This window comes from Methylobacterium sp. GC_Met_2, from assembly GCF_026540795.1.
Classification (GTDB): domain Bacteria; phylum Pseudomonadota; class Alphaproteobacteria; order Rhizobiales; family Beijerinckiaceae; genus Methylobacterium.
This window is the reverse complement of sequence record NZ_JALNUM010000003.1, coordinates 85,367-106,246: the sequence shown is the minus strand read 5'-3', so window position 1 is coordinate 106,246 and position 20,880 is coordinate 85,367. Positions and strand designations below refer to the sequence as shown.

Below are 20,880 nucleotides of genomic sequence, written 5' to 3'. Positions count from 1 at the left end.
CGCACATCCCCACCATCATGCAAGCGACCGGCCCGGACCACCCGACCCGCGATGCGGGATTCGGCATTTACCTGCACTGGCCCTTCTGCGCCGCGAAGTGCCCCTATTGCGACTTCAACAGCCACGTCCGCCATGCCGGGGTGGATGAGCCGCGCTTCCTCGACGCGTTCCGGGCCGAAATCGACCACGCCGCCGAGCGGACGCCCGGCCGGACCGTCACCAGCATCTTCCTGGGCGGCGGCACCCCGTCGCTGATGCAGCCCGCCACGGTCGCCGGCCTGCTCGACGCCGTCGCCTCGCGCTGGCCCGTGGCGCCGGACGTCGAGATCACGTTGGAGGCCAATCCGTCGAGCGTCGAGGCGGCCCGTTTCCATGGCTATCGCGCCGCCGGGGTCAACCGCGTCTCGCTCGGCGTGCAGGCGCTGAACGATGCAGCGTTGCGCACCCTCGGGCGGCTCCACGATGTGGCGCAGGCGCTCGACGCGATCCGCGTCGCGCAGGCCACCTTCGCGCGCACCTCGTTCGACCTGATCTATGCCCGACCGGGCCAGACGCCGACGATGTGGCGGGACGAGCTGGCCGAGGCCCTGGAACGGGCCGGCGAGCATCTCTCCCTCTACCAGCTGACCATTGAGCCGGGCACGCCTTTCTACGGCCTCGCCAGCACGGGCAAGCTGGTGGTGCCGGACGACGATACGGGGCGCGCCCTCTACGACGTGACGCAGGATCTTTGCGCGGGCGCCGGTCTCCCGGCCTACGAGATCTCGAACCACGCCCGGCTCGGTGCGGAATCCCGCCACAACCTGCTCTACTGGCGTTACGGCGAATATGCCGGGATCGGCCCCGGGGCGCATGGACGCCTCGTGACCGGGGCGGGCCGGATCGGCACCGTGACCGAGCGTGCGCCTGAGGCGTGGCTCGCCCGGGTCGAGCGCGACGGTCAGGGAATCGTCGAGACCGAAACCCTCGCTCCCGCCGATCAGGCCGACGAGTTCCTGGTGATGGGTCTGCGCCTGCGCGAGGGAATCGATCCGGAGCGCTACGCCGCCCTCAAGGGCCGCCCCCTGAACGGCAACCGGATCGGCATGCTGATCGGTGACGGCCTGCTGGAGCGGCGCTCTGGAGGTCGCATCGCCGCAACCGCACGTGGCGCGCCGGTTCTCAACGCGATTGTCGCCGAACTCGCCGGCTGATCAGAGTCCGGTCTTGGCCAGCACCCGCGGGGCGGGGCTCACCGGCGCCGCAGCGTTGTTGCGGATCTCGTAGACCGCCAGCGCCCGCTCGCTCTGCCCGTCCGGACGGAAACGGAACGTTCCGTCCACCCCGGCGAAACCCGCACCATTGGTCAATGTCGGCTCGGCGAAGCGCTGCGAGCCGTACTGGCGCGCCAGCGCCGCCGCGAGCGTCACGGCGTCGTAGGCAAGGGACGTCACGCGCGGCGGCGCGGCGCCGAACCGCGCCTGATAGCGCCCGCCGAATGCCGAGAACCCGCCGCGATCCGGCGCGGCGAAGTGGCCGCCCTGGAGGGCCGGAAGGGCGAAGAGCGCCGGCTCGTTCCACAAGGCCGTTCCGACCGGCCGGACTCGCGCCGGAAGGAAGCCGGCCTTGCTCAACGCCGCCGCGACGGCCGGCATCGCCTCGGCCGTTTCCGGAATGAACAGCGCGTCGGCCGTTGCGCCGGGGCCTATGATGACACGGGTCAGAAGCGCCACTGCAGGGCCCGGATTGCCCGCCGGATAGCGCTCCACGGCCGCGACCCGCGCGCCGCGGCGCGCCACGGTCTCGCGGAAGGCCGCTTCGACGGCATTGCCGTAAGCCGTCTCGGGGATCAGCGCCGCGAAGGAGCGCTTGCCGCCGGCCACGGATTCCTCGACCACCCGGTCGACCTCCGGCTGGGGCAGGAAACTCAGGAGATAGACGTTCGGCGCTGCCACGGTGACGTCGGTGGAGAAGCCAATGACCGGCTTGCCGGCTGCCTTCGCCACGGCGGCGGCGGACTGGACGCTGCCGGCGAAGAGCGGTCCGAGCATGATTTCGGCGCCTTGCCGGAGGGCGTCCTGGGTCGCCTCACGCGCGCCCTCGGGTGTACCGCGGTCGTCCTCCACCAAGAGCGTCAGGTCCGGCTGCTGTGCCTCTTCGAAAGCGAGCTGCGCGGCGTTGCGCATCGCGTTTCCGACGGTCGATCCTTGACCGGTCAGGGGCAGGATCAGGCCGACCTTGATCGAGCCCGCGCCGATCCGCGGCCCTGCCGACGCCATTGGGGTGACAGGCCCCGGACCTGCAGGCACCGGGGCCGCCTGCGACGCGTCCGATTGTGGAATCTCGACAGGTGGCGTGAGGGCGGCCTGAGGCGCAGATTTGCGACGGGCGACATCGCCGCCAAGGCACCCACCGAGGGGCAGGAGCGCCGCGCAGAGGACGGCGCTGAGGGCAAGGACGCGCACGCGATGATCCGGCGCGCCGATCAGGCGCGCCATGGCGCAATCTCCTTCGGGCAGGCCGGGGCAGCGTGATCGCGGGATCCGGAAATGTAAACGCAGCGCGCATGACTGCCCCCCGCCAAGACGGCCGACGCGCGACGAGAGCCGGTCAGTGTGGCAAGATCGCCAACGATGACCCGCAGATTCGACGCTCCCACGACAGCCCCGCCCCGGAAACCGGGACAGGATCGGCCACGGGCCACCACCTTCACGGCCTTCGGGCTGGCGAGTGAAACCGAACCGCTGTCGCCCGGCCTGCACATCGTGGCAACGCCGATCGGCAACCTGCGCGACATCACCATTCGCGCGCTTGCCACCCTCGCGGCAGCCGATGCCGTGCTGGCCGAGGATACGCGGGTCACGCGGACGTTGCTCGCCCATTACGGCATCACGACACCGCTGCTCGCCTATCACGAGCATTCCAACGACGCGGTGCGCGAGCGGATGGTCGGCCGGCTACGGGCCGGCGAGGCGCTGGCCCTCGTCTCGGATGCGGGCACACCGCTGGTCTCCGACCCGGGCTACAAGCTGGTCCAGGCCGTGATCGAGGCTGGCATTCCGATCACGCCGGTTCCCGGTCCCTCTGCGGTGATGACCGCCCTGGTGGCGGCTGGGCTGCCCACGGACCGGTTCTTCTTCGAAGGCTTCCTGCCCCAGAAGGCCGGTGCCCGCCGCAACCGCCTGGAGGCACTGATCCAGGTGCCGGGCACGCTGGTCCTGTTCGAATCGCCCCATCGGCTGCCGGAGATGCTCGCCGACGCGGCCGCCGTTCTCGGGCCCGACCGCCCGGCCGCGGTGACCCGGGAGTTGACGAAGCTCTACGAGACGATCCGCCGCGACACGTTGGGCGGCCTCAGCGAGCGCTTTGCCGAGGACGGGCCGCCGAAGGGCGAGATCGTCGTCATCATCGGCGCCGCCACGGCCGTGGAGCGGAATGCTGAGGGTGACGAAGCCCTCGATGCCCTGCTCCGTACGGCGCTGGAGCGGCATTCGATCAAGGATGCCGCCAGCCTCGTGGCCGACGAGACCGGGCAGCCGCGGCGCCTCGTCTACACCCGGGCCCTCGCTCTGGCGCGGAGCGACGCGTGACCGGGGCACGGCCCGAACAGGATGTCCGGCGCCGCGCCGCCTACCTGCGAGGCCATCGCGCCGAATGGCTGGCGCTGGCGGCCTTGATGCTCAAGGGCTACTGGCCGATCGGCCGACGCGTGAGTTTCGCGGGTGGCGAGATCGACCTCATCGTCCAGCGCGGGAAAACCATCGCGTTCGTGGAAGTGAAGGCGCGGCCCCGGCGGGACGACGCCCGCGAGGCGATCGACGCAGCCAAACGGCGCCGCTTCTCCCGGGCCGTCCGCGCCTGGATCGGACACAACGCGTGGTCCGCGGGCATGACGTTCCGGGCGGACGCCGTGTTCGTCGGCGCCCGGGACTGGCCGGCCCATGTCGCCGACGCGTTCACGATCGAGGGCATGTGACGCGGCCGCTCTTGCGGCCGTTTTCGTCTTAGGCGCGCGCGGCCCGAATGGCGCCAATCAGCGTGCGCTTCAGTTCGGCCTGGCTGAACGGCTTCTGCACGACCGGCCGGTCGCGGAACGGTTCGCGGATACCGGCGCCGCCGTAGCCGGTCGAGAACACCAGGGGCAGATCTCGCTTGGCGATGGCTTCCGCGACCGGGTAGATCGGTTCACCCGCCACGTTCACGTCGAGGATCGCGACCTCGAACGTTTCCTGAGCGGCCATCTCGAGCGCCGAGGACAACCGGGCAGCCGGTCCGACAACGGCGCAGCCGAAATCGAGCAGCATGTCCTCCAGCAGCATCGAGATCGCGGCCTCGTCCTCGACGACGAGTACGCGGACGCCGTTGAGAACATCATCGTTGGAGTCAGCAGTCACGCCGGGCCGTCTTCCCTTCGAGCGCCCCCGAACCGGGGACCGTGCCGTCCGTCAAGATACACCCGGGAACCGTGTGTTCGGCGTCCGAAGAGCGCAACGCTGCTACGAAGACCGGTTCACGAGGTGGTCCTTGGCGTCGCCCGTAACGCGCAACGTGTCAAGCGTTCGCGCGCTGTTCCCCGGCCTTCCGCGCGCAGAATGTTAACCGCCGATACATTTTCGTTGCCGGCTGCGGGCGGCGGCCGTTCCGGCGTCTCAATCGTCCTTGAAGCTGACCTTCGCACCGCGCGCCACGTGTGCTGCCAGATCGCGGGCATTCCAGTTGGTCAGTCGGATGCAGCCGTGTGATTCGGTCTTTCCGACCTTCTCGGGTTCCGGCGTGCCGTGAATGCCGTAGCTCGGGATCGCCAGATCGATCCAGACGAGGCCGACCGGATTGTTCGGACCCGACTGGATAGTGAACTTGTGCTGCGCTTTGACACCCTTGAACGCGTATTTCGGATTGTAGGTGTAGTCGGGGTCGAACGCCACGCCCTTCACCTTCGTGTCGCCGCTCGGCGCCGGCTTCTCGGAACTGCCGATGGAGGCCGGGTAGTAGGCGAGCAGTTTGTCGTCGGCTCCGTAGGCGCGCACATCGCGGCTCGTCTTGTCGACCTCGATCCGTTCGACCTTCGGTTCCTGCGGCAGCTCCTTCGCCTTCGGCTTGTCGGTCCCCATCGGATCGACGGCCGCGACCGTGATGGCGGTGCCAGCCTTGTCGAGCGGCTTGTCGGGGTTGAGGGCCGTCACGAGGGCGCGGCTCATGTGGAAGCGCTCGGCGAGCATCTCCCGCGGATTCGTGTAGCTCATCGCCTTCAGATCGGCCTGCTGCTCCATCTTGGGCGGGATCTTGTCGAGGTAGGGTCCCGAGGCATCGGCTTCCGTGATCGCATAATCCGTCACTACTGGCTTATCACTCGTGGCCTGCAGCTTTCCCCACACCTCCGGCGTCAGTGCCTGCGTCGCCGGAAGGCCTTGGGCAACGGCGAAGGCCGAAAGGGCGCGCCGGTAATTGTCGCCCGTGAGGCCATCGATGGCGCCGGGAAAGAAGTGGGCCCGATCAAGCAGGACTTGCGCCTTGACGATCAGCGGGTCGGGTTTCTCGTCGTCCTTCTTGGTCTGGCGCTTGGCGGGCGCCTTCTCGTCGGCTTGCGGCGGCAGGGCTGCGGTATTGATGGCGTCGGCGGTCAGGGCGGGTGCTGGAGCCGCTTGATCGGCGGTCTTCGGCTTTGGGCGAGCCTCCGCGACCTGCGCGGCGAGACTGGTCGCAAGGAGCGCCGCAAGGACCGGCCGCCAGGATTTCGGGCTCATCGCGATCGCCGTCTCCAGAAGCGTGGACGCTTCGCACGCAGAAATGCTGCGTATGCCCGAACGTTCCACACCCTATTCGCAGAGGCGATGACCGGCCGTCCGCTCGCGTTCGTCGAGGTGGAAGTGGTTGGCATGGGCTGCGTTCGAGCCTGGCCCCAGAACCGTTCGGAAGAAACCGCAGGCCTTTCCACGGACAGCGCTCAAGAACTGCGCCTCGTCGGAGCCATCCGGCATCGCCTTGACGGGGATGCTGGCGCGGCCCGCGAAGGTGAAGGCCATGATGTCGGCGGCGTTGGCGAAGGCGTGCTCGCTCAGCTTGGCATCGACATCGTGGTTCTGGCCGCGGCAGACGTACGAGCCGCCGAGTTCCAGGCCGGTCAGCCCGTGCTTCAGCGACCGTTCGGCCTCGACCTGGACCTCCGTCACCCAGCGTGCCAGCGCTTCGGCCGTCCGGCATGTGAGCGTCGCCCCCTGCGGCAGTGCCACACCATCGGCGAGCCGCACGACCTTCAGTGGCAGCGGCGCCGTACACTGTCCCTCGATGATCGGTGGCAGCGACTCGAATTCGACGCCGAGCCGCTTGAGACGGGTGCGACACGCTGTGTCGTCCGGGGGCGTGACCTTGAGCGCCAGGGCTGCCTCGCCGGAAAGTTCCGGTGGTCGCCCGGGCGGGGTCGGCGGCGGAATGGGGATTTCGGGCTTGCCGGTCTCTGAAGGCTTTGCCTGAGCGGGCGCATCGGCGGTCTCCTTCGGTGGCGAAGCCGGTGGCGTCAGCTCGGCCGGACGGGCCGGCGGCGTTGGCGGCGGCGCCTCCGGAGCGGGCGGCGTCTTCAGGATCTCGGGCCGCTCAGGCGGCAGGGGCGGAGGCACCGGGACGGTAGCCGCCGGTGATTCCGCGGCCGGGCTTGCGACGGCCGACACGGCCAGGACGAGGGCGCCGAATGCCAGGGTCGTGGGCAGTCGGCGGATCGGCGGATGTCGTCCCGGCATGGAGCCTCGAAGCGTGGGCGTTGGTTCTCACCAAACGAGCGAGCGGCCATTCGGATCAACCACGCGGTTGACGGATCGCCCGAACAGGATTCTGTCTGGCGGATCGTAAGCGCGACCTACGACGTCGAACCGCCCCGACGATGGCCCGCGCCACCTGGATCGACACTGAGGATTGAATGCCGGACGCCGTTGAAGCCGGGCTCTCGAGCCTGCCGCAGGACAATCCCTTCCGCGAGGCACGCTGGACCACGCCCTACGGAATCCCGCCCTTCGAGCGGATCCGGCCGGAGCACTATCGCCCGGCCTTCGAGGCGGCGCTTGCCGCCCATGCCGACGAGATCGCGGCGATCGCTGGAGAGACGGCCCCGGCGACGTTCGCCAACACCGTGGAAGCCATGGAGCGTGCAGGGCAGGCCCTCGATCGGGTTGCGGGTGTCTTCTACAACCTAACCGGCAGCCACACGAACCCTGAGCTGCAGGCGATCGAGCGCGAGATCGGGCCGAAGCTCGCCCGCCACGGCAGCGCGATCTACCTGAACCCGCAGCTCTGGGCGCGAATCTCGGCCGTCGATCCCGACGCCGAGGGGCTGGGTTCCGAGGCGCGGCGCGTCCTCGACCGTTACCGCATCCGCTTCCGCCGCTCCGGCGCGACCCTCGCGCCCGACGCCAAGGCCCGTATCGCCGAGATCGCGGCCCGGATGTCGGAGCTCGGCACGAAGTTCAGCCAGAACCTGCTGGCCGACGAGAGCAGCTTCACGCTTCCGCTGCAGATTGAGGACGATCTCGCCGGGCTGCCGCCGTTCCTGCGCGCCGCGGCCCGGAGCGCCGCCGAGGAACGCGGGCTGGACGGCCACGTCATCACCCTGTCCCGTTCGCTGATCGATCCGTTCCTCGTGTTCTCGACCCGGCGCGACTTGCGCGAGCGGGCTCATGCAGCCTGGACGCGGCGCGGGGAGAACGGCGGTGAGACCGACAACCGCGCGATCGCCGCGGAGATCATCCAGGTGCGCGCCGAGCGGGCGCGGCTCCTGGGCTTCGACAGCTTCGCGCATTTCGCCCTCGACGACACGATGGCGGCGAGCCCCGACGCGGCCACGGGCCTCCTGCGCGACGTCTGGACCCCGGCCCGGGCGCGGGCGAGCGACGAGCGCGACCGGCTTCAGGCGGCGATTCAGGACGAGGGTCATAACTTCACCCTGCAGGCGCATGATTGGCGCCACTACGCCGAGAAAGTACGGCGCGCCGAGCACGATCTCGATGAAAGCGAGATCAAGGCCTACCTGCCCCTGGAGCGGATGATCCAGGCGGCCTTCGACACGGCCGCCCGACTGTTCGGCCTGACCTTCGAAGAGCTGTCGGATGTGCCGCGCTATCACCCGGATGTCCGGGTCTGGCGGGTCGGCAACCCGGACGGGTCCGAGGTCGGGCTGTTCCTGGGCGATTACTTCGCGCGGGCGACCAAGCGCTCCGGCGCCTGGATGAGCGCCTTCCGCTCGCAGGAGCGGCTGAACGGGCCGATCACGCCGATCATCGTCAACGTGATGAACTTCGCCAAGGCGCCGGAGGGCGAGAGCACGCTCCTGTCCTTTGACGATGCCCGCACCCTGTTCCACGAGTTCGGCCATGCCCTGCACGGCCTTTTGTCGGACGTCACCTACCCGTTGCTTTCCGGCACCGCCGTGGCCCGCGACTTCGTGGAACTGCCTTCGCAGCTCTACGAGCATTGGCTGGAGCAGCCGGAGGTCCTGCGGACCCATGCGCGCCACCACCAGACCGGGGCGCCGATGCCGGATGCGCTGCTCCAGAAGCTCCTGGCCGCCCGCACCTTCAACCAGGGTTTCGCCACCGTGGAGTACACCGCCTCGGCGATCGTCGACATGACGCTCCACCTCTCGGCCGAGGGCGAGTCCGGGCTGGACGTGCCCGCCTTCGAGACCGAAGCGTTGAGACGGATCGGCATGCCGTCCGAGATCGGCATGCGGCATCGGACGCCGCACTTCGCCCACATCTTCTCGGGCGACGGCTATGCGGCGGGCTACTACAGCTATCTCTGGTCGGAGGTGCTGGATGCCGACGCGTTCGACGCCTTCCGCGAGGCTGGCGACATCTTCGATCCGGAGACCGCCAAGCGCCTGCGCACCTTCGTGTACGGCGCCGGCAACCTGCGCGACCCGCGCGAGGCCTACACGGCGTTTCGCGGCCGGATGCCGAGTATCGAGCCCCTGCTGAAGAAGCGCGGGCTCGCGGCATGATCGAGAGCGCTCTCCGCCGGAGTGGTTCCCGGTTCGGCACGACAGCGCGCAGCAAAACCAAGACCTCAGAGCCGCTCTCGATCGCGCTGCGCACGGTCCACGACAGTGACGCCACCATCGCCGAATGAGGCGCGGGTCCCCTTTCCCGTGCGGAAGAGGTCGTGTTTCGCAGAAAGCCGGGTGAGGGATGAGACCTGTCCGGAAGAGGCGTACCCTGTCGGCGCATTGAAGGTGCGCTCGATCCTGAACCTTCTCGACCCTCACCCCAACCCTCTCCCGCACGGGAGAGGGGGCAGGTCGCGCTTGCCGACCCAGGCGGCAGACGCGTGTCGTGTCCCGTGCGCGCGGCGAACGGGAGTGGCTCTTCACGGTCGGTAAGGGTTTCGTAAACAAACGTCCTTAACGAAGGCTTGCAGTGACGTCCTGCACCGGAGTTGGGGGCGATGACCAAGACCGAGACCAAGCCGGCCGTGTCGCCGGACGACCTGCTCAGGGCCGTTGTGACCGGCCATGCCGAATCGGTCCCGGAGGCCGCCACGTCTCCGGAAGCCCCCGCGGGGACGCTGGCGATGCTGCGTTCTCTGACGCGGATCGACCGGCGGGCCCTCGCGATCCCGGGCGTCTGCATCGCGCTCGGCGCCCTGCTGGGCGGTGGCGTCATCGCGATGACCCGCTCGTCCGGCCTGTCGAGCGACGCTGTCGCGGCGCTCAGCACGACGCTGGACGCCGGCCGGACCGAGACAGCCCGTCTCAGCAGCGATATCGCGCGACTCCATCGTATTCTGGCCGACCTGCGCGCCTCGACCGACACCGCCCGCAAGGAGGCCACGAGCCGCAGCAGCGCGCTCGGCGAGCGCTTCGCGCAGCTCGACAAGAACCTGACCGCCAAGAACGCGGCGCTCGGCGAGCGGCTCGAACAGGTCGAGCGCGAGCAGAACGCTCGGATCGCAAGCCTCGCTGCACAGATCGACCGGCGTTCCGCTGCGGTCACGAAGGCCGAGCCGACGCAGACCGGGAGCCTCGCCGAGACGCGGAGCGTCGAGCCGAAGACCGTCGAGCCCAAGGTTGTGGAAGCCAAGGTTGCGGACGCAAAGGTCACGGACGCAAAGGCCGTCGAGACGAAGCTCGCCGATGCCAAGCTGGCCGACGTGAAGCCGAAGTCCACGGGCGGGGAGAAGGCCCCGGTGATCGACGTTTGGGCCGTTCGCGAGGTCTATGACGGGATGGCGATTCTGGAGAATCGCCGCCACCGGCTCCTGGAAATCGGACCGGGGGAGATCCTGCCTGGCTTTGGCCGGGTCGAGGGCGTCGAGCGCCGTGGGCGGGACTGGGTGGTCGTGACCCGCCAGGGGATCATCACCCCACAAGCTTGGTAGCTGTCCGAGACTTCAGCGGGACGGGTAGGGCGTCGCGACCAACCCGTCCGCCGGGACCGGAAAACGCGGTTCCAGCGTCAGCGGATCGGCCATGGCGGCCGAACGCTCGGCGCGACGGCGGCCGTGACGCAGCGCGCGGGAATGCGCCGCCCGTGTCGGGTGCAGGATCGCGGCGAGGAGAGCCTGGCCCTCGAATGAACTGTCCAGATTCTTCGCTTCGAAGACGGGCATGGCCGGCCTGCTGGATTGCGGTCGCGAACGTCGCAGAAGGCGTCGATTCCGACCGCTCCCCAATAACGGGGATCGTGGTGACAGGTTCCGTCAAGCTTTCGCCCGGAAACTGTTTTTTCACGATCGTCCAGGCCAAGCCCGAATGCTGTGCGGCTGCGCACCCGCAGCGATAGATCAGACGAACTGATTGAGACCTGGGATTGAGCCGAGGATCGGCCCCATCGCGTCTTCGCCGACCTTCTCGCGGCCGAACGCGAACAGCTCCTGTCCGAGAGGCTGCATCTGGCCCATCGGCACGCCGGCCGACATCAACTTCTGGCCGAGCGCCATGACGCCGCCGCCGCCCATCATGCCGCCGAGCATGCCCATCAGACCGCCGCCGCTGGTCTCGCCGGCGTTGGATTCGGCGACCAGCGATTCCGACCCCGGCAGCGCCGTCAGGAGCTGATTCACCTCGGTCTCGGGCCCTTCCTTCTGCAGGAAGGCAAGGATGTGGCCGATCGCGGTCTGAGCCGTCGCGGCGTCGAGCCCGGTACGAGCGGTCACGCGGGCGAGCAGTTCTTCCATGGTGATGATCTCTTCGGAACGTTTCCAGACGTCCTTCGACTCTGGGGCGCGGGAAATCAAGCGCACGGGCGGGGTTGCGCCGGAAAGTCCCCCCGGGGGCGTGCTCTGGGTGCGTTGCCCGGGGTGACTTCCGAGGCTCGGGTCCCACTTTCCCGACCAAGGTCAAACCCGGAGCCGGATCATGCGCATCAGCAACGTCGCGGACGTCGTCGCCGAGACCCTTCAGGAAGCGGGTGTCGCGCGTGTCTACGGGGTGGTCGGCGACAGCCTGAACGGCATCACGGAGGCGCTGCGCGCGCGTGGGCGGATCGACTGGATCCACACCCGTCACGAGGAGGCCGCCGCCTTCGCGGCGGCCGGCGAGGCGCAGGTGACCGGACAACTCGCCGTCTGCGCCGGCTCCTGCGGGCCGGGCAACCTGCACCTGATCAACGGGCTCTACGATGCGCATCGCAGCCGGACGCCGGTGCTGGCGATCGCCGCCCACATCCCGTCGCCCGAGATCGGCTCGGGCTATTTCCAGGAGACCAAGCCCACCGAGCTGTTCCGCGACTGCAGCCACTATTGCGAGATGGTCTCCGACCCGGCCCAGATGCCCTTCGTGCTGGAGAACGCGATCCGCGCTGCGGTCGGGGAGGGCGGCGTCGCGGTCATCGTGATCCCGGGCGATGTCGCGCTCCGCGAGGCGCCGAAGCGCGCACTGGCGCCGCGGGCCGGGCTGATCCCCGCCAAGCCGGTCGTGCGGCCGGCGGATCCGGAACTCGACGCGCTGGCCGCCCTGCTCAATGCCGGCAAGCGCGTCACGCTGCTGTGCGGGCGCGGCTGCGCGGGCGCCCATGCCGAGCTGCTTCAGCTCGCCGAGGCGCTGAAAAGCCCGATCGTCCACGCGCTCGGCGGAAAGGAGTTCGTGGAGTTCGACAACCCCTACGATGTCGGCATGACCGGACTGATCGGGTACGCCTCGGGCTACGCCGCCATGATGGCGTGCGACACGCTGCTGATGCTCGGCACGGGCTTCCCCTACAAGCAGTTCTACCCACAGGAGGCGAAGGTTGCGCAGATCGACCTGCGCCCCACCGAGCTAGGCCGTCGCTGTCGCATCGCGCTGGGTCTTGTCGGTGATGTCGGCGCGACGCTCCGGGCGCTGCTGCCGCGGCTGAAGTCCAAGGCCGACCGGTCCTTCCTGGATGCCAGCCTGAAGCACTACGCCAAGGCGCGCACCGGGCTCGATGAGCTGGCCACCGGCAAGCCGGGCGGGCCGCTGCACCCGCAATACCTCGCCCGCACGATCAGCGAGGCGGCATCCGATGACGCGATCTTCACCGCAGACGTCGGCACGCCGACCATCTGGGCGGCGCGCTATCTCGCCATGAACGGGAAGCGGCGGCTCCTCGGCTCCTGGGTCCACGGTTCGATGGCCAACGCCCTGTCGCAGGGCATCGGCGCGCAGGCGTGCCAGCCAGACCGGCAGGTGATCGCGTTGTGCGGCGACGGCGGCTTCGCCATGCTGATGGGCGACTTCCTGACGTTGCGGCAGCACCGGCTGCCGCTGAAGGTCGTGGTGTTTAACAACGGCACGCTGGGCTTCGTCGAGCTGGAGATGAAGGCCGCCGGCTACCTCGAGACCGGCGTCGCCCTCGACAATCCGGATTTCGCCGCGATGTCGCGGGCCGCCGGCATCTTCGCCCTGCGGGTCGAGGATCCTGCCGAGCTGCCCGGCGCCATGCGCGAGTTCCTGGCCTTCGACGGCCCCTCGCTCCTCGACGTGCGCACGGCCCGCAACGAGCTTTCGATGCCGCCCAAGATCGACGGGCAACAGGTGAAAGGATTCAGCCTTTATGTCCTGCGGGCCGTGATGGATGGACGCGGTGACGCGGTTCTCGACCTCGCCAAGACCAACCTCATCCGATAGACCCTGAGGATCAGTCTCGAACCGTTCCAGGTCAACGGAGCGGCGATCCAGGGGGGTGCCGGACCATGCGGGTCGGCCTGTTCGTGCCGTGCTACGTCGATGCCTTCGAGCCGGAGGTCGGGATCGCCACCCTGGAGCTGCTGGAGCGGCTCGGCTGCACGGTGGAGTATCCGTTCGATCAGACCTGCTGCGGCCAGCCGATGACCAACACCGGCTGCCACGCGGAAGCCGCTGCCACCGAGGCCCTGTTCGTCAAGAATTTCTCGGGCTTCGACTACGTGGTCGCCCCGTCGGGCTCCTGCGTTCATCAGGTGCGCGAGCACCTGACTGCGATCCCGCAGACCGATGAGGTCCGCCACGTTCGCGCCAGCACCTACGAGCTGGTCGAGTTCATGCATGACGTGCTGAAGGTCGAGGCGCTGCCCTGGGCCAGCTTCCCCCACCGCGTCGCCTACCACACCAACTGCAACGCCCTGCGCGGCATCCACCACGCCCGGCCGAGCGAGCTGGTGAAGCCCTATTATTCGAAGCCCCTCGACCTGCTGCGCCTCGTGAACGGCGTCGAGCTGGTGGACCTCGCCCGGCCGGACGAGTGCTGCGGCTTCGGCGGGACCTTTTCGGTGTTCGAACCGGCGGTCTCGGCCAAGATGGGCTACGACAAGGTCGCCGATCAGAATCGGGCCGGGGCCGAATACGTCGTCTCGGCCGATTCCTCCTGCTTGATGCACCAGAAGGGCTGCGCCGAGCGCCTGGGGTTGCCTCTCAAATACATCCACATCGCGCAGGTGATGAACGGAGCCGCCGCATGAGCGTCGAGGATCTCAATCCCCGCGAGCGCGAGGGCGTCATCCACCCGGAAGTCCGGGCCCGTGACGACGAGGGCGAGCGCGCGCAGGACGGCACCCGGCTTCAGCACGCCGAGGCTGCTTCGAAGCCGATCCGCGCCCCGCAGGTGCGCGAGAAGCAGCCCCGGGGCGCCAAGATCCGCGGCAACCGGCCGATCGATCAGGCCGAGGCGGCCGAACGCTTCCTCGCGGCGCCGCTGCATCAGGCCGCCCATGACGAGCGCCTGTGGGATCTGCGCAAGAAGCGCGATACCGCCGCGCATGGCATCCCCGAGTGGGAGGAGCTGCGCGAGCTCGCCTCGCAGATCAAGACGCACACGCTGAGCCACCTCGACCAGTATCTCGAGCAGTTCGAGGCGGCCGCGAAGGCCAACGGCGTCCACGTCCACTGGGCCAAGGACGGGGCCGACCACAACCGGATCGTCCTGGAGATCCTGAAGAGCCACGGCGCCAAAACGCTGGTGAAGTCGAAGTCGATGCTCACCGAGGAGTGCGGCTTCCGCCACCATATGGACGCCAACGGCATCGAGGTGATCGAGACCGATCTCGGCGAGCGGATCCAGCAGCTCGACAACGAGGAGCCGAGCCACGTCGTCGCCCCGGCGGTCCACAAGACCCGGATGGACGTGGCCGAGGTTTTCGCCAAGACCCTCGGCACCGATCCGGACAACGACGACGCCCATTACCTCGCCGAGAGCCAGCGCGAGACCACCCGACCCTACATCCTGCAGGCCGATGCCGGCATGACCGGCTGCAACTTCGCCATCGCGGAGACCGGCTCGGTCGTCACCTGCACCAACGAGGGCAATGCCGACCTGTCGGGCAACGTGCCGCCACTGCAGATCCACTCGATCGGCATCGAGAAGATCATCCCGAAGGTCGAGCATCTCGGCGTGTTCATCCGCCTGCTGTCGCGCTCGGCTCTGGGTTCGCCGATCACCCAGTACACCTCGCATTTCCGCGGGCCCCGCAAGGGCACCGAGATGCACATGGTGCTGGTCGATAATGGCCGGTCCGAGCGCCTCGGCCTGGAGGAGTTCTGGACCTCCCTGAAATGCATCCGCTGCGGCGCATGCATGAACACCTGCCCGGTCTACCGGCGCTCGGGCGGACTGTCCTACGGGGCGACCTATTCAGGGCCGATCGGGCTGATCATCGATCCGACCTTCAACAAAAGGAAATACTCGACGCTGCCGTTTTCTTCAACGATGAACGGCTCCTGCACCAACGTCTGCCCGGTGAAGATCAACATCCACGAGCAGATCTTTGCTTGGCGCAAGGTTCTGGTCGAGGAGCACCAGATCCCGGCGCTCAAGCAGGGCATGATGAAGGCCGCGGGTGCGGTCCTGTCGCGTCCGGCCGCCTACCGGGCCGCGATCGGCGCAGCGGATTCGGCGCTCAAGGTGCTGCCGCGCTTCGCCGTCTACAACCCGCTCAACACCTGGGGGAAGAAGCGCGAGATGCCCGAGGCGCCGCGCCAGACCTTCCACACCTGGTACAAGCAGAACCGTATGAAGGACGCGGGTCGATGAGCGCACGCGACGCGATCCTGGCCGAGATCCGCCGGAACCGGCCGTCCGGCGATTTCCCGATGCCCGTGCTGCCGCTGTTCGCAGCCCTGGTTGGCGACGATCTCGTGGCCGAGTTCGGGGAACGGCTGAAGCGCATGGGCGGCCGGGTGGCCGAGCCCAGGGCCGGTGACGTCTTCGCGGAGGTCCGTGAACGGCTCGACGGTGCGAAGGTCATCGCCTCGGCAGTCCCGGAGCTGACCGGCAATCGCGACCTGCGGAGCGTACGCTACCCGCAGGAGGTGGAGGATGTCGACGTGGCGGTGGTCCGCGCGGTGTTCGGCATCGCCGAGACGGGCTCGGTCCTGTTCACGGAAGACCAGCTGATCGTCAACGCCGTGGCCTACCTCGCCCAACACCTGGTGGTGCTGCTCGATCCGGCCGATATCCTGCCGAACGTCCAGGCGGCCTATCGGCGGCGCGAATTCGGCCATTCGGCCTACGCGGTTCTGCACACCGGCCCCTCGGCGACCGCTGACATCGAAGGCGTACTGATCCACGGGGCGCAGGGTGTACGCTCGCTCACAGTGGTGATGCAGCCGAAAACAGCCTGAGCCGGAACCGGCAATCGGGCCCGCCCCTTGCTTGGACGGCGAAAAGGGCATCGCCCGGCAAGGAAATCCGATGCGCTACACGCTTGGTTGCAGCCTGTCCTACAACATACTCTCGGATACTACCTTCATCTTCAATCTGGAGGTGGCCAAGCTGAAGAGCGTCGAGATCCTGAGCGAAAGCCTCGTCCTGACGCCAAATCTCAAGCGCGACATCTACACGACGCCCGACATGCTGAACCGCTACCTGGCGGTCAATGTGCCCACCGGCCAGTTCGCGCTGGAATACAACGCCGAAGTTGATCTGACGGTGCACCGGGCCGATCCCGCCACGATCAACGAAACACCGATCGGGCAATTGCCCCTCGACATCCTGCCCTTCCTGTTGCCGAGCCGCTTCGTCTCCTCGGACCGGCTGACGCCCTATGCCCTGGCGGAGTTCGGCGCTTTGCCGAAGGGGCACGCCCGGGTGAACCAGATCTGCAACTGGATCCACGACCACATCACCTACCAACCCGGCACGAGCGATGGTGAGACGACCGCGGACGAGTCGCTGCTCAAGCGCGCCGGCGTGTGCCGAGATTTCGCGCATATCGGCACCGCCTTCTGCCGGGCATTGGGCATCCCAGCCCGGTTCGTGAGCTGCTACGCCCACGGCCTCGTGCCGAGCGATTTCCACGCGGTGTTCGAGGCCTATCTCGACGGCCGCTGGTGGCTGTTCGACGCCACGCGGCAGGCGGATCTCGACGGGCTGGTGCGGATCGGCGTCGGGCGCGACGCCGCCGAGATCGCCTTCTCGACGCCGTTCGGCAACATGCAGCCTGTGAACCAGCAGGTTCGGATCCAGCGCGCGGACGGGCAGGGCAGTCCGATGCCCCGCACCGTGGAGGCGATCTCGACCGAGATCCCGGCACCGCACGCCGGAGCGGCCTGACAGGCTGGAAACCACGGGACGTCCGACGGTCTCGGACTCCACCGGCTCTTCGTTCGGGGAGTCCGAAGCCCTTCCGGCATGGTGCGCACGACGATGGTCGGAACCGTCCTCGCCATAGGCGCTGCGCTGGGTCCGCAGCCACCGTTCGCCCGAACTCAACCCAGCGCATCTCGGATTCGCGCAACCAATCCGTCACAGATTTACTGTATTATCAAAATCTTTGACTCTCACTAAAATATTACTCAAATATAATTTAAGTTATTATTTCCAGAATTTCTTCGATAGAAGTTTAGATGGGCGGAAAAACAACACCCGAACCCGCCCTGTCATTTAGAACGCCGTGGCAATCTATTTGCCGAATGGGTTGAATCTTTAACCTTTCACCGGTTCGCGAAAAGCGCTGAAGCGTGGCTGTGGCGGGGTCGCAACACCGTAAAACGATCCCGGATCCGCCCCGAGACCTGCCCGTAAACGCCGCGATCCCGCCATAGTCCGGGCCCACCTCAACATCCGCGGTAAACGGCAATTTCGACAACGCTTTACCGTTAACGAACGAGGTTTTCCGAGCACGCGGATGACGGTTCCGGCGCATCGCAGATAGCGACGCGCCGCGGTCCTTCGCACCCGCTCGGGATCGGTGGTGCGAAGGCTGTGTCCGGGTTCATGGTGACGCGTTTGAACGACAAGTCGAAGCTGCCGAGCCGCCACGTGACCGAGGGGCCGGATCGCGCTCCGCACCGCTCCTATCTCTACGCCATGGGGCTGACCCGCGAGCAGATCCATCAGCCGCTGGTCGGTGTCGCCTCCTGCTGGAACGAAGCCGCGCCCTGCAACATCTCGCTGATGCGCCAAGCGCAGGCGGTGAAGAAGGGTGTCGCCGCCGCACACGGGACGCCGCGCGAGTTCTGCACCATCACGGTGACCGACGGCATCGCCATGGGCCATGGCGGCATGCGCGCTTCGCTGCCGTCCCGCGAAGTCATCGCCGATTCGGTCGAGCTGACCATGCGCGGCCACGCCTACGACGCACTGGTCGGCTTGGCCGGCTGCGACAAGTCGCTGCCCGGGATGATGATGGCGATGGTTCGTCTCAACGTCCCGTCGATCTTCATTTACGGCGGCTCGATCCTGCCGGGCTCGTTCCGCGGCAAGCCGGTGACCGTCCAGGATCTGTTCGAGGCGGTCGGCAAGGTCGCGGTCGGCGACATGAGCCTGGAGGATCTCGACGAGCTGGAGCAGGTCGCCTGCCCCTCGGCGGGCGCCTGCGGCGCGCAGTTCACCGCCAACACCATGGCGACCGTCTCCGAGGCGATCGGCCTCGCGCTGCCCTACTCGGCGGGCGCGCCGGCGCCCTACGAAATCCGCGATAAGTTCTGCGCCACGGCCGGCGAGAAGGTGATGGAGCTGCTCGCCAAGCAGATCCGCCCGCGCGACATCGTCACCCGCAAGGCCCTGGAGAACGCCGCAACCGTGGTCGCCGCCTCCGGCGGCTCGACCAATGCGGCCCTGCACCTGCCGGCGATCGCGCACGAGTGCGGCATCGAGTTCACACTGTTCGACGTGGCCGAAATCTTCCGGCGCACACCGTACATTGCGGATCTGAAGCCCGGCGGCCGCTACGTCGCCAAGGACATGTTCGAGGTCGGTGGCATCCCGCTGCTGATGAAGACGTTGCTCGATCACGGCTTCATGCATGGCGACTGCCTGACGGTGACCGGCCGGACCATCGCGGAGAACATGGACCGGGTGACCTGGAACCCGGATCAGGACGTGGTCTATCCGGCCAACCGGCCAATCACGCCCACCGGCGGCGTCGTCGGCCTCAAGGGCAATCTCGCCCCGGAGGGTGCGATCGTGAAGGTCGCCGGCATGGCGGCCGAGAAGCAGGTTTTCACCGGTCCGGCCCGCGTGTTCGACGGCGAGGAGGCCTGCTTCGAGGCCGTCCAGTCCCGCACCTACAAGGAAGGCGAGGTTCTGGTCATCCGCTACGAGGGTCCGCGCGGCGGCCCCGGGATGCGCGAGATGCTGTCGACCACTGCGGCCCTCTACGGCCAGGGCATGGGCGACAAGGTCGCGCTGATCACCGATGGCCGCTTCTCGGGCGCGACCCGCGGTTTCTGCGTAGGCCATGTCGGGCCGGAAGCCGCGGTCGGCGGCCCGATCGGGCTGATCCGCGACGGCGACATCATCACCCTCGACGCGATCCAGGGCACGCTCAGCGTTGCCCTGTCGGACGAGGAGCTGGCCGAACGGCGCAAGGCCTGGACGCCCCGGGGCAACACCGCGACCTCCGGCTATCTCTGGAAATACGCGCAGGGCGTCGGCTCGGCGCTCTACGGCGCCGTCACGCACCCAGGGGGTGCCAAGGAGACGCAGAGCTATGCGGACGTCTAGGACTGACCTCAGTCGGCGCAGGGCGCCGGCCGGGGCCGATCCCAGTCGGTTCCGGATCGTCGGAAAAGCTGCGCTTGCCGGCTGGGCCCTGGTCCTGCTGGCCGTGCCGACCGATGCGCCGCGCGCCCTCGACGCCAACATCCGGACACCCATCCCGGTGCCGGTGGCCGACAAGGCCTATCGCTCGGCCAAGGACGCGCTCCGCGCCGGGATGCGCGAGTACAATGCCGGCGACAAGCAGGGTGCCGCCCGGGCGCTCGAATATGCCGCCGGCCAGGGTCATGCTTTGGCCCTGTGGAAGCTCGGCCGGATGTACGCCGATGGCGACGGCGTGCCCCACGACGACCTGAAGGCGTTCGAGTTCTTTTCCCGGATCGCCGATGCCAGCACCGATGACGGGCCCGATCCGCAGAACTCGGCGGTACTCGGCAGCGCGTTCACGGCGCTCGGCACCTACTTCCTTGAGGGAATCAAGGGTACCTACGTGCGCCCGAACCCCGAGCGCGCCTACGATATGTTCAATTACGCGGCGTCCTACTACGGCGACCCCAACGCGCAGTACAATCTGGCCCGGCTCTACCTCGACGGCACCGGCGTCGAATCGGATCCCCGGCAGGCGGCGCGCTGGTTCAACCTCGCCGCCGAGAAGGGGCATCATCCCGCCCAGGCTCTGCTCGGCGACATGCTGATCAACGGCCTCGGCGGGGTGCCGATCCAGCGCGTGAAGGGCCTGATGTGGCTATCCTTGGCCCGGGAGGGGGCGGAGGGCCGCAAGGACGACTGGATCGTCGCGCTGTTCGACAAGAACTGGGCCGCCTCCGCCGAGGACGACCGCACCGAGGCGCAGACCCAGCTCCAGACCGTGGGTTCGATCCGCCGGCGGCGCTGAACGCCGCCGGCTTCGGCCGGGCCTCAGCCCTTCCGCGCCTCCAGGGCGGTCTGGAACGAGGGCCGCGCCAGCGTGGCCTCGACATAGGCCGCGAGTTTGGGCCAACGGCCGGAATCGACCTGCGCCTGCGCCAAGTGGAAATTGTAAAACCCGGTCGCGATCGAGATGTCGGCGATGCTGAAGGCATCCCCGGCCAGATACGGTCCGGAAATCTCACCCTCCAGATAGTCGAAGAGCGGCGGCAGATCCGTATCGAGCGCCTTGGTCACCGCGGCCTCGTCGGTGGGCTGCTTCTTCATGTTGGGCTTGAGCACCCGCTCGACAAACGGCACGATCAATTTGCCGAAGAGTTCGGTGTCGCCGAACTTGTCGAACCAGACGGCGCGGCCGAGGGCCTTCGGATCGGTCGGGACCAGAGTCGGGCTCGGGTGCTTGCGCTCCAGGTACCAGAGGATGGCCGAAGAATCGGCGAGGTGGAATCCGTCATCCTCGATGGCCGGGATTTTCCCGAGTGGGCTGCAGGCCTGAAAGTCCCGATCGGGGTCGTGGAACATCAAGGGCTTGTGCTCGTACGACACGCCTTTCTCGACCAGCGAGACCAGAACCTTGCGGACGTAGGGCGAATAACCGGTACCGTAGACGATCAAG

The 20,880-nt window shown here is 67.9% G+C and carries 20 protein-coding genes; 13 read left to right on the top strand and 7 right to left on the bottom strand.

Translation table 11 applies throughout. The annotated features are described in order from the left end of the window. Positions 1-17: 17 nt before the first annotated feature. On the top strand, positions 18-1,193 hold the full coding sequence (hemW, locus tag OXS49_RS02240; protein WP_267421492.1) for a radical SAM family heme chaperone HemW: 1,176 nt from the start codon (positions 18-20) through the stop codon (positions 1,191-1,193). Here hemW and OXS49_RS02235 read toward each other — a convergent pair whose 3' ends face one another. Beyond that, positions 1,194-2,477 carry a penicillin-binding protein activator gene (locus OXS49_RS02235; RefSeq protein WP_267421388.1) on the bottom strand — a complete coding sequence of 428 codons (1,284 nt, stop codon included), beginning with the start codon at positions 2,475-2,477 and terminating at the stop codon, positions 1,194-1,196. A gap of 135 nt (positions 2,478-2,612) precedes the next feature. Between OXS49_RS02235 and rsmI the strand changes: the two genes are divergently transcribed. Together rsmI and OXS49_RS02225 are read left to right on the top strand one after the other, a co-directional pair. Further along, positions 2,613-3,569 carry a 16S rRNA (cytidine(1402)-2'-O)-methyltransferase gene (gene rsmI / locus OXS49_RS02230; protein ID WP_243920089.1) on the top strand — a complete coding sequence of 319 codons (957 nt, stop codon included), beginning with the start codon at positions 2,613-2,615 and terminating at the stop codon, positions 3,567-3,569. Beyond that, positions 3,566-3,955, top strand: coding sequence for a YraN family protein (locus tag OXS49_RS02225; protein ID WP_267421386.1), 390 nt, complete (start codon positions 3,566-3,568; stop codon positions 3,953-3,955). Before rsmI ends, OXS49_RS02225 begins: the two co-directional genes overlap by 4 nt. 28 nt (positions 3,956-3,983) lie before the next feature. On the opposite strand, the gene OXS49_RS02220 is transcribed toward OXS49_RS02225, so the two are convergent. The 3 genes from OXS49_RS02220 to OXS49_RS02210 form a co-directional block, all read right to left on the bottom strand. Continuing rightward, entirely contained in the window at positions 3,984-4,373 is a 390-nt protein-coding gene (locus tag OXS49_RS02220) for a response regulator (RefSeq protein WP_243920087.1), read from the bottom strand. A gap of 255 nt (positions 4,374-4,628) precedes the next feature. Beyond that, positions 4,629-5,723 carry a L,D-transpeptidase gene (locus OXS49_RS02215; protein ID WP_244003998.1) on the bottom strand — a complete coding sequence of 365 codons (1,095 nt, stop codon included), beginning with the start codon at positions 5,721-5,723 and terminating at the stop codon, positions 4,629-4,631. A gap of 72 nt (positions 5,724-5,795) precedes the next feature. Then, positions 5,796-6,713 carry an extensin family protein gene (locus tag OXS49_RS02210; RefSeq protein ID WP_267421374.1) on the bottom strand — a complete coding sequence of 306 codons (918 nt, stop codon included), beginning with the start codon at positions 6,711-6,713 and terminating at the stop codon, positions 5,796-5,798. 176 nt (positions 6,714-6,889) lie between these two features. Between OXS49_RS02210 and OXS49_RS02205 the strand changes: the two genes are divergently transcribed. The 3 genes from OXS49_RS02205 (at position 6,890) to OXS49_RS02195 (ending at position 10,341) form a co-directional block, all read left to right on the top strand. Further along, on the top strand, positions 6,890-8,965 hold the full coding sequence (locus tag OXS49_RS02205) for a M3 family metallopeptidase (protein ID WP_267421372.1): 2,076 nt from the start codon (positions 6,890-6,892) through the stop codon (positions 8,963-8,965). Continuing rightward, entirely contained in the window at positions 8,962-9,093 is a 132-nt protein-coding gene (locus tag OXS49_RS02200; protein WP_267421370.1) for a hypothetical protein, read from the top strand. The genes OXS49_RS02205 and OXS49_RS02200 overlap by 4 nt, the downstream gene beginning before the upstream one ends. Before the next feature lie 315 nt (positions 9,094-9,408). Further along, positions 9,409-10,341, top strand: a complete 933-nt coding sequence (locus OXS49_RS02195; RefSeq protein ID WP_267421368.1) for a hypothetical protein — start codon at positions 9,409-9,411, stop codon at positions 10,339-10,341. Positions 10,342-10,353: 12 nt separating this feature from the next. Here OXS49_RS02195 and OXS49_RS02190 read toward each other — a convergent pair whose 3' ends face one another. Continuing rightward, complete coding sequence (locus tag OXS49_RS02190) at positions 10,354-10,572, bottom strand: hypothetical protein (protein WP_244001416.1); 219 nt, start codon at positions 10,570-10,572, stop codon at positions 10,354-10,356. Positions 10,573-10,746: 174 nt separating this feature from the next. Beyond that, on the bottom strand, positions 10,747-11,139 hold the full coding sequence (locus OXS49_RS02185) for a DUF2267 domain-containing protein (RefSeq protein ID WP_244001418.1): 393 nt from the start codon (positions 11,137-11,139) through the stop codon (positions 10,747-10,749). 181 nt (positions 11,140-11,320) lie between these two features. Between OXS49_RS02185 and poxB the strand changes: the two genes are divergently transcribed. The 7 genes from poxB to OXS49_RS02150 all read left to right on the top strand — a co-directional run bounded on the left by poxB (position 11,321) and on the right by OXS49_RS02150 (position 20,232). Continuing rightward, positions 11,321-13,051, top strand: a complete 1,731-nt coding sequence (poxB, locus tag OXS49_RS02180; protein WP_267421366.1) for a ubiquinone-dependent pyruvate dehydrogenase — start codon at positions 11,321-11,323, stop codon at positions 13,049-13,051. A gap of 65 nt (positions 13,052-13,116) precedes the next feature. Continuing rightward, positions 13,117-13,860 (top strand): (Fe-S)-binding protein, encoded by a 744-nt coding sequence (locus OXS49_RS02175; RefSeq protein ID WP_244001422.1) that lies wholly within the window; start codon positions 13,117-13,119, stop codon positions 13,858-13,860. Further along, positions 13,857-15,428, top strand: a complete 1,572-nt coding sequence (locus OXS49_RS02170; RefSeq protein ID WP_267421362.1) for a lactate utilization protein B — start codon at positions 13,857-13,859, stop codon at positions 15,426-15,428. The genes OXS49_RS02175 and OXS49_RS02170 overlap by 4 nt, the downstream gene beginning before the upstream one ends. Beyond that, positions 15,425-16,018 carry an LUD domain-containing protein gene (locus tag OXS49_RS02165; RefSeq protein WP_267421360.1) on the top strand — a complete coding sequence of 198 codons (594 nt, stop codon included), beginning with the start codon at positions 15,425-15,427 and terminating at the stop codon, positions 16,016-16,018. Before OXS49_RS02170 ends, OXS49_RS02165 begins: the two co-directional genes overlap by 4 nt. Positions 16,019-16,088: 70 nt before the next feature. Next, a complete protein-coding gene (locus OXS49_RS02160; RefSeq protein ID WP_267421359.1) occupies positions 16,089-16,949 on the top strand; it encodes a transglutaminase family protein in 861 nt (286 codons plus the stop codon). Positions 16,950-17,612: 663 nt separating this feature from the next. Next, positions 17,613-19,343 carry a dihydroxy-acid dehydratase gene (gene ilvD / locus OXS49_RS02155; RefSeq protein WP_267421358.1) on the top strand — a complete coding sequence of 577 codons (1,731 nt, stop codon included), beginning with the start codon at positions 17,613-17,615 and terminating at the stop codon, positions 19,341-19,343. Then, entirely contained in the window at positions 19,330-20,232 is a 903-nt protein-coding gene (locus tag OXS49_RS02150) for a tetratricopeptide repeat protein (protein ID WP_267421357.1), read from the top strand. Before ilvD ends, OXS49_RS02150 begins: the two co-directional genes overlap by 14 nt. A 23-nt stretch (positions 20,233-20,255) precedes the next feature. Here the strand turns inward: OXS49_RS02150 and OXS49_RS02145 are convergent, their stop codons facing one another. Then, complete coding sequence (locus OXS49_RS02145; RefSeq protein ID WP_267421355.1) at positions 20,256-20,879, bottom strand: glutathione S-transferase family protein; 624 nt, start codon at positions 20,877-20,879, stop codon at positions 20,256-20,258. Position 20,880 lies beyond the last annotated feature (1 nt).

Excerpts from the sequence above, each read along its gene's own strand:
- ilvD (WP_267421358.1), top strand. The coding sequence starts at position 17,613 with ATGGTGACGCGTTTGAACGACAAGTCGAAGCTGCCGAGCCGCCACGTG.
- OXS49_RS02235 (WP_267421388.1), bottom strand. The coding sequence starts at position 2,477 with ATGGCGCGCCTGATCGGCGCGCCGGATCATCGCGTGCGCGTCCTTGCC.
- OXS49_RS02165 (WP_267421360.1), top strand. The coding sequence starts at position 15,425 with ATGAGCGCACGCGACGCGATCCTGGCCGAGATCCGCCGGAACCGGCCG.
- OXS49_RS02210 (WP_267421374.1), bottom strand. The coding sequence starts at position 6,713 with ATGCCGGGACGACATCCGCCGATCCGCCGACTGCCCACGACCCTGGCA.
- poxB (WP_267421366.1), top strand. The coding sequence starts at position 11,321 with ATGCGCATCAGCAACGTCGCGGACGTCGTCGCCGAGACCCTTCAGGAA.
- rsmI (WP_243920089.1), top strand. The coding sequence starts at position 2,613 with ATGACCCGCAGATTCGACGCTCCCACGACAGCCCCGCCCCGGAAACCG.
- OXS49_RS02170 (WP_267421362.1), top strand. The coding sequence starts at position 13,857 with ATGAGCGTCGAGGATCTCAATCCCCGCGAGCGCGAGGGCGTCATCCAC.
- OXS49_RS02200 (WP_267421370.1), top strand. The coding sequence starts at position 8,962 with ATGATCGAGAGCGCTCTCCGCCGGAGTGGTTCCCGGTTCGGCACGACA.
- OXS49_RS02190 (WP_244001416.1), bottom strand. The coding sequence starts at position 10,572 with ATGCCCGTCTTCGAAGCGAAGAATCTGGACAGTTCATTCGAGGGCCAG.
- OXS49_RS02175 (WP_244001422.1), top strand. The coding sequence starts at position 13,117 with ATGCGGGTCGGCCTGTTCGTGCCGTGCTACGTCGATGCCTTCGAGCCG.
- OXS49_RS02185 (WP_244001418.1), bottom strand. The coding sequence starts at position 11,139 with ATGGAAGAACTGCTCGCCCGCGTGACCGCTCGTACCGGGCTCGACGCC.
- OXS49_RS02150 (WP_267421357.1), top strand. The coding sequence starts at position 19,330 with ATGCGGACGTCTAGGACTGACCTCAGTCGGCGCAGGGCGCCGGCCGGG.
- OXS49_RS02215 (WP_244003998.1), bottom strand. The coding sequence starts at position 5,723 with ATGAGCCCGAAATCCTGGCGGCCGGTCCTTGCGGCGCTCCTTGCGACC.
- OXS49_RS02195 (WP_267421368.1), top strand. The coding sequence starts at position 9,409 with ATGACCAAGACCGAGACCAAGCCGGCCGTGTCGCCGGACGACCTGCTC.
- OXS49_RS02205 (WP_267421372.1), top strand. The coding sequence starts at position 6,890 with ATGCCGGACGCCGTTGAAGCCGGGCTCTCGAGCCTGCCGCAGGACAAT.
- OXS49_RS02160 (WP_267421359.1), top strand. The coding sequence starts at position 16,089 with ATGCGCTACACGCTTGGTTGCAGCCTGTCCTACAACATACTCTCGGAT.
- hemW (WP_267421492.1), top strand. The coding sequence starts at position 18 with ATGCAAGCGACCGGCCCGGACCACCCGACCCGCGATGCGGGATTCGGC.